General features: G+C 53.0%; 12 protein-coding genes. All 12 read left to right on the forward strand.

The features are described from left to right. Window positions 1–144 precede the first annotated feature (144 nt). Window positions 145–1,245 carry a M48 family metalloprotease gene (locus tag QZQ08_RS01295; RefSeq protein ID WP_296326801.1) on the forward strand — a complete coding sequence of 367 codons (1,101 nt, stop codon included), beginning with the start codon at window positions 145–147 and terminating at the stop codon, window positions 1,243–1,245. Window positions 1,246–1,257: 12 nt separating this feature from the next. After that, window positions 1,258–2,325 (forward strand): FkbM family methyltransferase, encoded by a 1,068-nt coding sequence (locus QZQ08_RS01300; protein WP_296326802.1) that lies wholly within the window; start codon window positions 1,258–1,260, stop codon window positions 2,323–2,325. A gap of 156 nt (window positions 2,326–2,481) precedes the next feature. Continuing rightward, window positions 2,482–3,486 (forward strand): ABC transporter substrate-binding protein, encoded by a 1,005-nt coding sequence (locus QZQ08_RS01305; RefSeq protein ID WP_296326804.1) that lies wholly within the window; start codon window positions 2,482–2,484, stop codon window positions 3,484–3,486. Window positions 3,487–3,586: 100 nt separating this feature from the next. Beyond that, complete coding sequence (locus tag QZQ08_RS01310; RefSeq protein ID WP_296326832.1) at window positions 3,587–4,465, forward strand: ABC transporter permease; 879 nt, start codon at window positions 3,587–3,589, stop codon at window positions 4,463–4,465. Between the two features lie 2 nt (window positions 4,466–4,467). Then, on the forward strand, window positions 4,468–5,262 hold the full coding sequence (locus QZQ08_RS01315) for an ABC transporter ATP-binding protein (protein ID WP_296326835.1): 795 nt from the start codon (window positions 4,468–4,470) through the stop codon (window positions 5,260–5,262). Between the two features lie 39 nt (window positions 5,263–5,301). After that, window positions 5,302–6,567 carry a diaminopimelate decarboxylase gene (locus QZQ08_RS01320; protein ID WP_296326837.1) on the forward strand — a complete coding sequence of 422 codons (1,266 nt, stop codon included), beginning with the start codon at window positions 5,302–5,304 and terminating at the stop codon, window positions 6,565–6,567. Then, window positions 6,567–8,150 carry a ClC family H(+)/Cl(-) exchange transporter gene (locus QZQ08_RS01325; RefSeq protein WP_296326839.1) on the forward strand — a complete coding sequence of 528 codons (1,584 nt, stop codon included), beginning with the start codon at window positions 6,567–6,569 and terminating at the stop codon, window positions 8,148–8,150. Before QZQ08_RS01320 ends, QZQ08_RS01325 begins: the two co-directional genes overlap by 1 nt. A gap of 117 nt (window positions 8,151–8,267) precedes the next feature. Beyond that, window positions 8,268–9,590, forward strand: a complete 1,323-nt coding sequence (locus QZQ08_RS01330; protein WP_296326841.1) for a replication-associated recombination protein A — start codon at window positions 8,268–8,270, stop codon at window positions 9,588–9,590. Between the two features lie 20 nt (window positions 9,591–9,610). Beyond that, complete coding sequence (gene acpS / locus QZQ08_RS01335) at window positions 9,611–9,985, forward strand: holo-ACP synthase (protein ID WP_296326843.1); 375 nt, start codon at window positions 9,611–9,613, stop codon at window positions 9,983–9,985. 2 nt (window positions 9,986–9,987) lie between these two features. Then, window positions 9,988–11,505, forward strand: a complete 1,518-nt coding sequence (locus QZQ08_RS01340) for an NAD(P)H-hydrate dehydratase (protein WP_296326845.1) — start codon at window positions 9,988–9,990, stop codon at window positions 11,503–11,505. Between the two features lie 92 nt (window positions 11,506–11,597). After that, complete coding sequence (locus QZQ08_RS01345) at window positions 11,598–12,692, forward strand: N-acetylmuramoyl-L-alanine amidase (protein WP_296326847.1); 1,095 nt, start codon at window positions 11,598–11,600, stop codon at window positions 12,690–12,692. A 5-nt stretch (window positions 12,693–12,697) separates the two neighbouring features. Beyond that, window positions 12,698–13,243: a GerMN domain-containing protein gene (locus QZQ08_RS01350; RefSeq protein ID WP_296326849.1), complete on the forward strand. Its 546-nt coding sequence runs from the start codon at window positions 12,698–12,700 to the stop codon at window positions 13,241–13,243. Window positions 13,244–13,366: the final 123 nt, after the last annotated feature.

A 13,366-nucleotide genomic window follows, 5' to 3' on the forward strand; every position in this document is an offset into this window, starting at 1 on the left:
TCCCCTTTATTTTGCAAGGACTATTTTTCCCTACCGAGAAACATTTTACGCTTAGGCCCCGCTTTGTGAAGAAAAAAGGACAAATCATGACGCTTGCCCGTTCGTCGTGTATAATAGGGGAAGAACCTAGGAAAGGACACCTTGATGATGAAAAAAATCCTGCTTCTTTTTTGCCTTATTTTCGGACTTTCTTTTATTCCGACGGCCCAAGCGGCCATGATCAGTGAAAAACAGGAAATTGAAATGGGAGAAAGGGCGGGAAAAGCCCTGGAAGCCCAATACGGACTCTATCAGGATGATGAAGTGGCAAGCCGCATCGACCGCATTGGACAGGCCCTTGCCGCTCATTCGACGCGTCAGATTCCTTATACCTTTAAGGTCCTCAATACCCAGGACGTCAATGCCCTTGCCTGCCCCGGCGGCTTCATCTATGTCTATAAGGGCCTTGTGGACACCATGACCAGTGATGATGAGCTTGCCGCTGTCCTAGGCCATGAAATTGGGCACATTGAAAAGCGTCACACGGTCCATCAGATCGAAAAGCAGATGGCCCTATCTCTTCTCACCATCCTTGCCGGCGCGGCCAGCGGGGATCCTGGCGCGGGGATGGCCCTTGCTTCCACGGTCAGTTCGGCTCTTATGGCAAGCTACAGTCGGGGAGATGAGCGGGAAGCCGATCAGGAAGGCTTCCGTCTTGTGAAAGAAGCTGGTTTCAATCCCTATGGCGCTGCCGTCACGATGGCCAAACTCGAGGACCTTGCCAAGGACTTGGGCAATCCAGAGTATGGTCTTTATTCGTCCCATCCAGAACCGGAAGCCCGTCTCAAAGCGGCCCTCAAGGAAGTGGACGCCCTTCATCTGCCGGAAAAAGTAACGGAAAATGCAGATGGCAGTGCTGTCGTATCGGACGGGGCATTTTCCTTTACCTTCACCAAGGCCCATGGCTATGACAAGCCCCTTTACCGGGCACGCCTCATGGCAGGAGCCTTGTATCTTGCCGAAAAAAGGGGCCCTGTGGACGGAACTCATTTCATTTCCATCGACGGCGACCGCTCAAGTGATATCTATTATGAGGATATCCGCATCCTGCGTTTTTATGACAGTGACTGTGCACTGGGAGAAAGCCTCGATGAAGGAGCGATGCGCATGACGGAACAGCTCCAGAAATGGGCTGCTGCCGCGGCTTATCGGCAAAAGGAGCAAAAAACGGCCGGGCCTCATCTAGCCCTTAAAAAAGCAGCCTAAGGAGGACTTACCATGGTGCCTTTACGAGAACATGAAACCCTTTGGCAGTACCTAAAAAAGCAAACGCGTCCCATTGTCCTTTACGGCATGGGAAATGGGGCAGATGCCATTTTTGATCGCTTGGCCCGGTTAGGTATTCCCGTCAAGGCCGTCTTTGCAAGCGATGAATTTGTCAGGGGCCAGGTTTTTCGGGGATTTTCCGTCTTAACCTACGCCCAGGTCCACGCGGCCTATCCAGACGCCATTGTGCTCATTGCCTTTGCCAGCGAACGGCCGGAGATCCTTGCCCGTTTTTTTGCCATCAGCCGTCAGCACGAGACCTATGCACCCCATCTGCCCTTATTTGACGATGACTCTGTGGTATCCCCAGCTTGGCTCCTTGCCCATGAAACGGAACTTGAAACGGTCTATGAGTGCCTTGCTGACAGCAAGAGCCGCCGCGTATTTTGCGACATCCTAGACTACAAACTCAGCGGGAAGCTGACCTATCTGGAAGGGGTCTCGCAGCGTTGGGATGATCTTTTGACCCTTTTTCCCTGGTCCGACCGGGAACGCTATGTGGACCTTGGAGCCTATAACGGCGACACGCTGCGGGAGTTCCTTGCCCTTACGGATGGTCACTATGAGCATATGGACGCCGTAGAGCCGGACCCGAAGAACTTCAAGAAGCTGCGGGCCTTTGTGGAAACCCAGCAGATCCGCAAATGTGCCCTCCATCAGAAGGCTATTTGGAGCGGGCCTTCTTCTTTGCCCCTTGCTGCCAAGGGGGGGAGGATGTCCTATCTTACGCGGACGGGAAAAACCGTCACGGAAGGGGTGAGCCTTGACGAAATCGTGGGGCAGGAGCGCGTCACCTATCTTAAGATGGATGTGGAAGGCGCGGAAAAAGAAGCCCTTTTGGGGGGCACGAAGAGCATCCGTACGTGGTACCCCAAGATGCTCATTGCCGGCTATCATCATGATGATGACCTGTGGCGCCTGCCCCTATCCATTTGGCAGCTGGTACCGGAGTATCGCGTTTATCTCCGCCGCCATCCCTATGTGCCGTGCTGGGAAATCAATTTCTTCTGCACTATATAAAAGTTAACAAAATGAAGCATTTTTTCTTATATTCTTCTCTAAAAGGAATCATTCTGTTGTACCCTAAGACGGAATATGGTATGATTACAAAATACAGCAGTTCATCATGGAACTTGACTGACCACAGTAGAAAAGAAGGAAAGAAGGATGGGAAGCATGAAAAATTTGATCAATGTGAAAAAGGGCTTGATTCTCCTTGCCGTTGCCGCCCTAGGGCTTACAGCAGGATGTGTGGGCGGTAAGGGCGCCGCGCCAGCAAAAAAAGACAGTGCCAAGATTGGCGTTGTCCAGCTCGTGACCCACGATGCCCTTGATGCCGCTAATAAAGGCTTTATTGATGCCCTTGCGGCCAATGGCTATAAAGAAGGGCAGAATCTTGAAGTGGACCAGCAAAATGCCCAGGCTGACCAATCCAATCTGCAGACCATTACCCAGCGTTTTGTCAACAACAAAGTGGACCTGATCTGTGCCATTGCAACGCCGGCTACCCAGACCGCGGCCAATGCAACGAAGACCATTCCTATTTTGGGAACGGCCATCACGGATTATAAAGAAGCCAAGCTCGTCAAGGATAATGCAAAGCCGGGGACCAACGTTTCGGGCACGACGGACATGAACCCCATTGATAAGCAGGTTGACCTTTTAAAGACCCTCCTGCCCAAGGCCAGGACGGTCGGTGTCATGTACTGCTCGAGCGAAGTCAATTCCCAGCTTCAAGTCTCCATCATGAAGAAAATCGCCGGGGAAAAGGGACTTACCGTCAAGGAAGCGACGGTAAGCAATGTCAATGATATCCAGCAGGCTGCCCAAGGCCTTGTGGCCCAAGGGGTCGACGTCATCTATATCCCAACGGATAATGTCATGGCTTCGGCCGTACCGGTCCTCACGAAGGTAACCAATGCCGCCAAGATTCCTGTGATTGCCGGTGAACCGGGTGAAGTCCGGAAAGGTGCCCTTGCGACCATCGGGATCGACTACTACAAACTGGGCTGGCAGACGGGCTTGATGGCTGTGAAGGTGCTTCGCGGGGAAGCAAAACCCCAGGATATGCCCATTGAAACCCAAAAGGATGTCAAGGCAACGGTCAATGATGCCGCGGCCAAACTTCTGGGCATCACCATTCCGGAATCTATCCGTAACGGCGCCGATGTTGTCGAATAAGAAAAGATGGGTCAAACAAAGATCCATGACGGAGCTGCAGCTGGTAAGATCACTGCAGCTTCGTTCTGATTTGTGAGCGATAAAGGAGGCAGCATCCGTTATGATTGATTTGATAATCCCTACTCTCTCCCAGGGACTTTTATGGTCCCTTTTGGCCCTTGGTGTCTACATCACTTTCCGGGTCCTTGATTTTGCCGATATGACCGTCGAAGGGTCCTTTCCCTTGGGCGCTGCCATTTGCGTCTATTTCCTGACCCGGGACCAGCATCCCTTGCTGGCCCTTCTTGCCGCAGGGCTGGTGGGAGGCCTTGCAGGCATCGTAACGGGGCTTCTTCACACAAAGCTTCGCATCCCGTCGCTGCTTGCGGGAATCCTTTCCATGATTGCCCTTTATTCCGTTAACCTGCGCATCATGGGCAAAGCCAACGTATCCCTTTTGGGGAAGGAAACGGCGTTTACCTATATGGAAAACTTAGGCCTTGACTATGTTCAGTCCGTCTTTGCCATCGGCTTTTTGGCCACGGTGGTCATCGGGACCTTGATCTACTGGTTTTTTGGTACAGAGATCGGGGCCGCCATCCGGGCCACGGGCTTTAACCCGCAAATGATTCGCGCCCAAGGCGTCGATACCAATGTCATGCTTCTTTTGGGGCTTTTCCTGAGTAATGCACTCACTGCCATGGCAGGCGCCTTCATTGGCATGAACAATGGCTTTTTCGATGTAGGGATGGGCGTAGGCACCATCGTCATCGGCCTTGCGTCCGTCATCATTGGGGAAGTCCTCTTTGGTACGCGGAGTTTCAAGAACAGCCTGATTTCCGTTGTCCTTGGCTCCATTGTTTACCGCTTTGTTATTGCCATCGTGCTCCAGATGGGAATGCCGCCCAACGACCTCAAGCTTTTTACGAGCGTCCTTGTCGTCATTGCCCTTGCCCTGCCCATGATGCGGGATAAGGTCCAGAGAAGAAAGGTGGGCTGACCATGTTGGAACTAAAAAATATCAGTAAAACCTTCTTTCCTGGGACCATTAATGAGAAAAAAGCCCTGCGCGGCGTCAATCTCCATATGGAAACTGGAGATTTCATCACCATCATCGGCGGCAATGGGGCCGGGAAATCGACCCTCTTGAACTCCATCGCTGGCGTCTTTCCTATAGATGAAGGCTCCATAACCATTGATGATGTGGATCTTACCCGAATGCCGGAGCATAAGCGGGCCCGCTATATAGGCCGCGTCTTCCAGGACCCCATGATGGGCACAGCAGCCGGCATGATGATCGAGGAAAATCTCGCTATAGCCAGCCGCCGCGGCAAGAGACCGGGCCTTTCCTGGGCCTTGAAGGAAGACGAACGGGCCCATTTCAGGGAACTGCTAAAGGAACTGGACCTAGGCCTTGAAGACCGCCTGACCGCTCGGGTGGGACTGCTTTCCGGCGGGCAGCGCCAAGCCCTGACGCTTCTTATGGCTGCCATGAATCATCCTAAATTGCTGCTTCTTGATGAGCACACGGCTGCCCTTGACCCAAAGACGGCGGAAAAGGTTCTTGGCCTGACGCAAAAAGTCATTGCCCGGGACCATCTGACCAGCCTCATGATTACGCACAATATGCGGGATGCCCTGCGCTTTGGCAACCGCCTCATCATGATGAATGCCGGCCGCATCGTTGTCGATGTGGGCGGCGAAGAAAAAAAGCGGCTCACCATCCCGGACCTATTGAATCTGTTTGAAAAGGCCTCGGGAGAAGAACTGGATAATGATCGAATGATCCTGGGCTGATCTGGGATCAATGCTTGAATGAGAGGGGACATAACTTCCATGAAGAAAGTACCATTTGTTACCAAAACACAGGTCGAGGAAATTGCAAAGACCTATCCAACGCCATTTTACATCTATGATGAAAAAGGCATCCGCGAAACGGCACGGAAAATCAACCAAGCCTTTTCCTGGAACAAGGGCTATAAGGAGTATTTTGCTGTCAAGGCAACGCCCAACCCTTATCTTTTGAAGATCCTCCAAGAAGAAGGCTGCGGGACAGATTGTTCGTCCTACACGGAACTTTTGATGAGTAAGGTCTGCGGATTTTCCGGTCATGACATCATGTTCTCGTCAAATGATACGCCGGATCAGGATTATCGTCTGGCTGCTGAATTGGGAGCCATCATCAACCTTGATGATTTTACGATGATCGATACGGTGGAGCGTCTTGTCGGTATTCCAGAAACCATTTGCTGCCGGTATAATCCGGGCGGTACCTTTGCCCTTGGCAACGACATCATGGATAATCCCGGCGACTCCAAATATGGGATGACCAAGGCCCAGCTCATGGAAGCCTTCAAGATTCTCAAGAACAAGGGCGCCAAGGAGTTTGGCATCCATGCTTTCCTTGCCAGCAATACCGTGACCAATGAGTATTATCCGGAACTGGCCCGCCAGCTTTTTGAATTGGCCGTGGAAGTCAAACATGAAACGGGGATTGCCGTCAGCTTCATCAACCTTTCCGGCGGCGTCGGCATTCCTTACCGTCCGGACCAGATGCCGAACGATATCCTGGCCATTGGTGAAGGGGTCCACCGCGTCTATGATGAGGTCTTTGGTCCTGAAGGCATGACAAACGTGCGCCTTATGACGGAAATGGGCCGCTTTGTCACGGGGCCTTATGGGGCGCTTGTTGCAAAGGCCATCCATTTCAAACATATCTATAAGGAATACGTCGGTCTTGATGCCTGTGCGGCCAACCTGATCCGTCCTGCCATGTATGGGGCCTATCATCATATTACGGTCCTTGGCAAGGAAGATGCCCCTTGCGACCATAAATATGACGTGACGGGCGGACTTTGTGAAAATAATGATAAGTTTGCCGTTGACCGGATGCTTCCGGAAATTGAAGAAGGGGACTATCTCTTTCTTCATGATGCAGGCGCCCACTGCTATGCCATGGGCTACAACTATAATGGCAAGCTATGGTGCGCAGAGCTCCTGCTCCAGCAGGACGGAACCATCAAAATGATCCGCCGCGCCCAGACCCCAAAAGACTATTTTGCAACCCTCGACTTTACTGGTCTTTTTGATGGAGTGGAATAATGAAGAAAAATGACACGGAAAGAACCTTGGAAGGGATGATCCATATCCCGACGCTGAAACTGCGTCTTGCCCTTGAAGGGGTTCTCGTTGGCTTGTTTGCCGGCGGCTGGATTGCCCTTTTGCGCAGCTGCCTTGAATATGTTTCAGAACGGCGCTCCCTCATAGTGGCCTTTTTGCAGAATGTCTCCATGACCTACGCTTTCTTCTGGGTCCTTGCCCTTGTGGTGACGAGCTTTGTCATCAGCGGCCTCGTCAAATGGGTTCCCATTGCCGGCGGCAGCGGTATCCCCCAAGTGCGCGGCATTGTCATTGGTGTTTATTCAAGCCTCCATTGGTTCCGTGTCATCGTGGTCAAACTCATCACTACCGCCCTAGGGATTGGAGCGGGGCTGTCCATGGGGCGGGAGGGGCCTTCTGTCCAGATTGGCGGTATGGCAGGTCAAGGTATTGGCAAACTCTTCCATAACTCCAATGTGGAGACCCGGGCCCTCATCAGCAGCGGTGCAGGGGCCGGCCTTGCCGCCGCCTTCAATGCGCCGATGGCAGGCTGCCTTTTTACGATGGAAGTCATCCATAAGAATCTTTCCGCCCTTGTCATGCTGCCAACCCTTATGGCCAGCCTGACGGCCACCGTAGTGGCTCATTTCGTGTTTGGCACGGAAACAGTTTTTGCCATCCCGCGGATGCCCATTCTCGATGCGGCTTATTTACCCCATTTGGCCCTTTTGGGGCTTTTTACGGGGACAATCGGGGTGCTTTTCAATAAAGCCTCCCTGAACATGGGGCGTTTTTATGGTCTGCCTTTTTTCAAGGCACCGTGGATGAAGATCCTTTTCCCGCTCCTTCTTACGATTCCTCTCACGTTCTTTTTCCCCTACGTGTTGGGGGCCGGTGATGGAGTCATAGAAGATATGGTGGAGCTTGAGGGAACGGTTCCCTTCATCATTATGCTCCTTATTGGGAAATTTGCCTTTACCATGTTCAGTACCGGTTCCGGTGCGCCTGGCGGCTCCCTTCAGCCCATGCTGGTACTAGGGGCCATCTGCGGCGGTCTTTACGGCAGCCTTGCTACGGGCCTGGGCCTTTTGCCGCCGGAATATCGGCTCCATATGGTGGTCTTTGCCATGGCCGGCTTTTTCACGGGTTCTGTCAGGGCCCCTGTGACGGGGATCCTGCTGCTTTTGGAACTGACAGGCCGGTTCTACCATATGGTTTCCCTTGGCATCGTCACCCTATTTGCCTATGCGGCAGGGGAGCTGCTCCGCGATCGCCCCATTTTTGACGCTATCCTTGAAGATGACCTTAAGGTCCGCTTTCCGAAGACGGCCCAAAAGGACCGGCTGCAGCGCAATCCCTATGTCTATGAAGCCGCTGTGGAAAGCGGTTCCCTTGCCGAAGGAAAGACCCTCAAGGACCTGAAGTTTCCTGGCAAGGCCCTGGTGATTTCCGTGCGGCGCGGAGACAGTACCCTCATTCCCGATGCCAGCCTTGTGCTTATGCCAGGTGATTATCTCTATATTCTCCCCAATGAGGCCAGGATCTCGGACCTTGCAGGCTTGCTCAAGACCCAAGAAAAAGCATAAACTTTCCCCCTGCGCGCTGCCGCAGGGGTTTTTCTTTATGGGTTTAGCGGATTATCTGCGTTTTTCGCAAGCTTCCTATGTTATAATAAAAGGCACGAAACATAAGGAGGTATGGCCATGGAAGAAGACAGTCTGTTTAAGACCCCTGCCCATGAACCCTTGGCGGAACGGCTTCGCCCCCAATCGCTGGATGAGTTCCAGGGGCAGCAGCATCTATTGGGTAAAGGCAAGGTCCTGCGCAACCTGATTGAAAGGGACCAGATTTCTTCCATGATTTTCTGGGGCCCGCCCGGTGTGGGGAAGACAACCCTCGCAAAGATCATCGCCCATACGACAAAAGCCAGTTTCATCACCTTCTCGGCCGTGACCAGCGGTATCAAGGAAATCCGCACGGTCATGCAGCGGGCAGATGAACAGACGCGGTTTGGACAGCGGACCATCGTCTTTATCGACGAAATCCACCGTTTCAACAGGGCCCAGCAGGATGCCTTCCTGCCCTTTGTAGAAAAAGGAAGCATCATCCTCATCGGGGCGACAACAGAAAACCCGTCCTTTGAAGTCAATGGCGCCCTCCTGTCCCGCTGCAAGGTTTTTGTTCTCAAGGAACTTACGACAGAAGACATCATGGCCCTTTTGAAACGGGCCCTGAACGATCCCCGGGGCTTGGGAGACCAGCATGTCCATATGGATGATGACAAGCTCCGCATCGTTGCGGAATTTGCCAGCGGGGATGCCCGCAGTGCCCTGTCCACGCTGGAAATGGTCGTCCTTAATGGGGACGTGAGGGAAGATGGGATCTATGTGACGGAAGAGACACTGAAAGAGTGTACGAGCCAAAAGTCCTTCCTCTATGACAAATCCGGAGAGGAACACTATAACCTCATTTCCGCCCTTCACAAATCCATGCGCAACTCCGATCCCGATGCCGCGGTTTACTGGCTTGCCCGCATGCTGGAAGCAGGGGAGGATCCATTATACATTGCCCGCCGCGTCGTTCGCTTTGCCAGTGAGGATGTAGGAATTGCGGATTCCCGGGCCCTTGAAGTTGCTGTGGCTGCCTATGAGGCCTGTCATTTCATAGGTATGCCTGAGTGTTCCGTCAACTTGACCCATGCGGTCATCTATATGGCCATGTCCCCTAAGTCCAACGCCATGGAGCTTGCCTATATGGAAGCAAGGGAAGACGCACTGCATCAGCTGCGGGAACCAGTCCCCCTTGTCATACGCAATGCTCCGACCGCCCTCATGAAGGAAGCAGGATATGGCAAGGGCTATATCTACGCCCATGATACAAAGGAAAAGATGGCGGCTATGGACTGCCTGCCCGATTCCCTTAAGGGACGGCGCTATTACCGACCTACGGAAGAAGGCTTTGAAGTGCGCTATAAGGAGCGCCTTCAAAAAATCCTTCAATGGAAGGCGGCCCAACGATCCAAATAACTGTCTGCAAAAGGAGTCCCATGATGATCATTGGTATTGGGGTTGACCTTGTTGAGGTCAGCCGGATAGAAAAAGCCCTCCAGCAGGAAGGCTTCAAGGAAAAAATCTTTACGGACGAGGAAATTGCCTTCTGCGAAAGCAAGAAAAGCCATGCAGCAGAGTCTTTTGCCGGACGCTATGCCGTGAAAGAAGCTGTGGGCAAGGCCCTTGGAACGGGCATCCTGCCCGGCCAGTTTGAAAAAATCGAGACCCTGCCTGATGCCACGGGAGTACCCCAGGTCCATCTCTTGGGGCCGGTCCTCATTGCGGCCATGAACCGCCGCGTCAATAAAGTCCACGTTTCCATCAGTCATACGAAGGATCTGGCCATCGCGCAAGTGGTATTGGAGGGATAAAGGTGAAACTCATCGGGAAAAAGGCCATGAAAGGCGTAGATGCCCGTCTGATTGAAGAAATGGGATTTCCTGAGACGGTGCTCATTGAAAATGCCGGCCACGCCGTGGCAGAAGAAGCCCGTGCCTTTTTGGGCGGCGCTGCTGGAAAACGGATTGTCCTTTTGTGCGGAAAGGGAAATAATGGCGGTGACGGGCTTGCGGCCCTACGCTTTTTGTCACGCTGGGGCGCTTCCTGCTCCCTCATCCTTACAGCCGGTCCGGAAGAGATGGGAAAGGCTGCCCAGGCGGAACTTGTTATGACAGAAGGCTTTGATTTTCCCCGTTTTGCCTGGAAAAAAGAGCCCCAAAAGGCCCTTGCAGCGGCTCGACAGGCAGATCTTCTTTTGGATGGCCTTGTAGGAACGAGCTTTCATGGCAGTCTCCGGGAGCCTATCCTTTCCTTTGTGCGCGCCCTTAAGGAACTATCTGTCCCTATCCTTGCCATCGACCTGCCAAGCGGTGTTGACGCTGATACGGGGAAAGCCGATCTAGCCCTCAAGGCGGACGTTACAGTGACCATGGTGGCACCTAAGCCCGGTCTTTACCTTTATCCCGGTGCCCTTTATGCTGGCACGGTCAAGGTGCATTCCATCGGCACACCCAAACAGGTGGAAGCTGAGGCGGAAAGCTCCATGACCTTGCTTGATGACGCCTGTATCGCGCCCCTGCTGCCTCATCGCCCCAAAAACGCCCACAAGGGAACCAATGGACGCATTGCCCTTGTAGCAGGCTCCCGCAGTTATATTGGGGCGGCGGAGCTGACAAGCAAAGCCGCCGTTCGTGCTGGCGGGGGACTCGTGACCGTTTATACGGAAGAAGCAGCCTGGGAACCTCTTGCCATCAAAAGTACGGAAGTCATGGTCAAGACCTTTGATTTCCTTGATGTGGAAGCTTCCGTAAAGGAACTTTCCCACTGTGATGTTGTTGCCCTTGGACCCGGCCTTGGCAAGGCACCGGAAACGGTACGCTTTGTCAGGAGCCTTGTCCAGCAGCTTTCTATGCCCCTTGTCATCGACGCGGATGGGCTCAACGCCCTAGCCGGTGAAGATGCGCTGCTCTTTCGTCTTCCTGAAAAAATCCTGACACCCCATCCCGGTGAGATGGCGCGTCTTTTGGGCATCCCTACGGCCGATGTCCTCGATGACCCGATTCAGTGTGTCCGCCTGGGGGCCAAAAGATGGAATGCCATTGTTGTCCTTAAATGCGCACCGACCCTCATTGCTCTGCCAAGCGGTGAACTCTTTGTGAATTCTACAGGCAATGAAGGCATGGCAACTGGCGGCTCCGGTGATGTCCTGACGGGAACTGTGGCTGGCCTTTTGGGACAGGTCCATTCGGCATCTGCCGCGGCCCTGTCCGGTGTTTATGTCCATGGTCTTGCCGGCGACCTTGCCAAAGGGGAGGGAACAGTCGGCATGAAGGCGGGAGACCTTCTGGATAAGCTCCCATCAGCCATCCAGCACGTGCTGCGTCATGGATGAAGTTTTTTTCAAAATGACGCAGCCCGCTTTCCCTGGTTTGCAAGGGAAGGCATATCGTGGTAAAATCGACGGGTATAAAGGGAGGTCCCATCGTGTTAAAAAAAATCCTGCTCATGAGCTGCGCCCTTCTGGCCCTTGTTGGGGCCACGGTGGTGCACGCAGCCCCAAGAATTACAAAAGTTGCCTATGGTGTCAGTCCTGACCGCCAGCTCCGCGTGGTCCTCGAAACAACGACGCCTGCTCGCATGCGTTCCGAATTCATCGAAAAGGAACTGCAGGTTACGGTCGGCGCACGGCTCAATTCAAGCGTGCCCCGTTCCTATGTTCCGAAGAATGCGCCCTATGTCAGTAAAGTCGTCCTTGAACCCAAGGGGTCGGAGACCTTGGTGCGGATCCATATGAAACGGAAACTGGACAAAGGGGATTACAGGACCTTCAACCTAAAGCGCGATTCCGTCTACAAGCGGCCGACCCGCTCAGTAATCGACGTCATTGCCGGCCCAAGCCGCAAGACCTTTGGCACACAGAAGAAATCCTCATCCTTGGAAAAGAAACCCTGGCGCCCAAGTACGCAGGGATCTGGTTATTCTGTTGTAGGCGGGATTGAAGGCAAACGCATTACCTTGGATCCTGGACATGGCGGTACGGATCCGGGGACCCACGGTCTTGTGACGGGTGCCTACGAAAAGGATATCACCCTTCCCATTTCAAAGATGGTGAAAGCGTACCTGGAAGACAAAGGTGCCATCGTCTATATGACGCGTACGACTGACGTCGATGTCTATGGACCTGATGCAACGGATGTACAGGAACTGCAGGCTCGTGTCGATGTGGCAGAGGAAAACAAATCCGACCTGTTCATTTCCCTCCATATCAACGCCAGTGTCAATACCAGTGTCGGCGGCTATTCCACCTACTATCATCCAAAGACAAAATATGATATCCAGGTTGCCCAATGCATCCAAGATGAACTGTTAAAGACGGGGGACCTCGAAGACCTCGGTGTGCGCTATGCCAATTTCTACGTCAACAAGCGCAGCACCATGCCAGGGGCCCTGGTTGAAATGCTCTTTTTGACCAACAAACGGGAAGAAAAGCTGCTCAATAACAGCTGGTTCCAAAAAAAGATTGCCAAGGCCATTGCCGATGGAATCGAAGATTTCTATAATCAGCATCGGGGAGGTTGAAGAAGATGAAACATCGCATTGCTGCACTGACCGTTGCTCTTTCCCTCGTTCTTGCGACCAGCCTGTTGAGCGGCTGTGAAGGACCGGGAACCCAACCCTCCGCGTCTCAAAATACGGCCGTTACGCAGGAACAGAAGACCCCGACGGTCAAGCGGGTCATCTACCGCGCCGATGGCAAGGGTACGGAAAAGCTCAAGGCTGTCGAAATTGAAATCGGGGCCCATGAGACAAATCCCTATCTTGCCGTCCTGAACCGGCTTGTCGAAAAGGCCCCCAAGGAAGAAACCACGTTTCCAAAGGGTCTGAGCGTCAAGGACGTTACCGTTAAAGACGGGATTGCTTCCGTCGATTTCAATGATGTCTTCCTGTCAAGGCGGCATAATGATTATGACAATACCATGATGGTCTATGCTGTTGTCAATACCTTGACAGAATTCAAGGACGTAAAGAAAGTTAAATTCCTCGTGGACGGCAAACCGGTCGAGGTCCTCGGTCAGATGGACCTTTCCGATCCCCTGCCGCGGGAAGAATCTTTCCTTGTGAAAAAATAAAGAAGTGAAAAAGGGAACAAGAGGGCTTTGCCCTGTTGTTCCTTTTTGTTTTTTCGTCTTCTTTCAAGAGGGCTGGTGGACCCGTACGGCGGGCCCCGCTTCTTCATGGACCTGCTGCTTGGG

Source organism: uncultured Acidaminococcus sp. (assembly GCA_900538365.1).
Lineage (GTDB): Bacteria > Bacillota > Negativicutes > Acidaminococcales > Acidaminococcaceae > Acidaminococcus.

Bases quoted from the DNA above. Each gene is read 5' to 3' on its own strand.
- QZQ08_RS01295 (WP_296326801.1), top strand. From the start codon at position 145: ATGATGAAAAAAATCCTGCTTCTTTTTTGCCTTATTTTCGGACTTTCT.
- QZQ08_RS01300 (WP_296326802.1), top strand. From the start codon at position 1,258: ATGGTGCCTTTACGAGAACATGAAACCCTTTGGCAGTACCTAAAAAAG.
- QZQ08_RS01305 (WP_296326804.1), top strand. From the start codon at position 2,482: ATGAAAAATTTGATCAATGTGAAAAAGGGCTTGATTCTCCTTGCCGTT.
- QZQ08_RS01310 (WP_296326832.1), top strand. From the start codon at position 3,587: ATGATTGATTTGATAATCCCTACTCTCTCCCAGGGACTTTTATGGTCC.
- QZQ08_RS01315 (WP_296326835.1), top strand. From the start codon at position 4,468: ATGTTGGAACTAAAAAATATCAGTAAAACCTTCTTTCCTGGGACCATT.
- QZQ08_RS01320 (WP_296326837.1), top strand. From the start codon at position 5,302: ATGAAGAAAGTACCATTTGTTACCAAAACACAGGTCGAGGAAATTGCA.
- QZQ08_RS01325 (WP_296326839.1), top strand. From the start codon at position 6,567: ATGAAGAAAAATGACACGGAAAGAACCTTGGAAGGGATGATCCATATC.
- QZQ08_RS01330 (WP_296326841.1), top strand. From the start codon at position 8,268: ATGGAAGAAGACAGTCTGTTTAAGACCCCTGCCCATGAACCCTTGGCG.
- acpS (WP_296326843.1), top strand. From the start codon at position 9,611: ATGATGATCATTGGTATTGGGGTTGACCTTGTTGAGGTCAGCCGGATA.
- QZQ08_RS01350 (WP_296326849.1), top strand. From the start codon at position 12,698: ATGAAACATCGCATTGCTGCACTGACCGTTGCTCTTTCCCTCGTTCTT.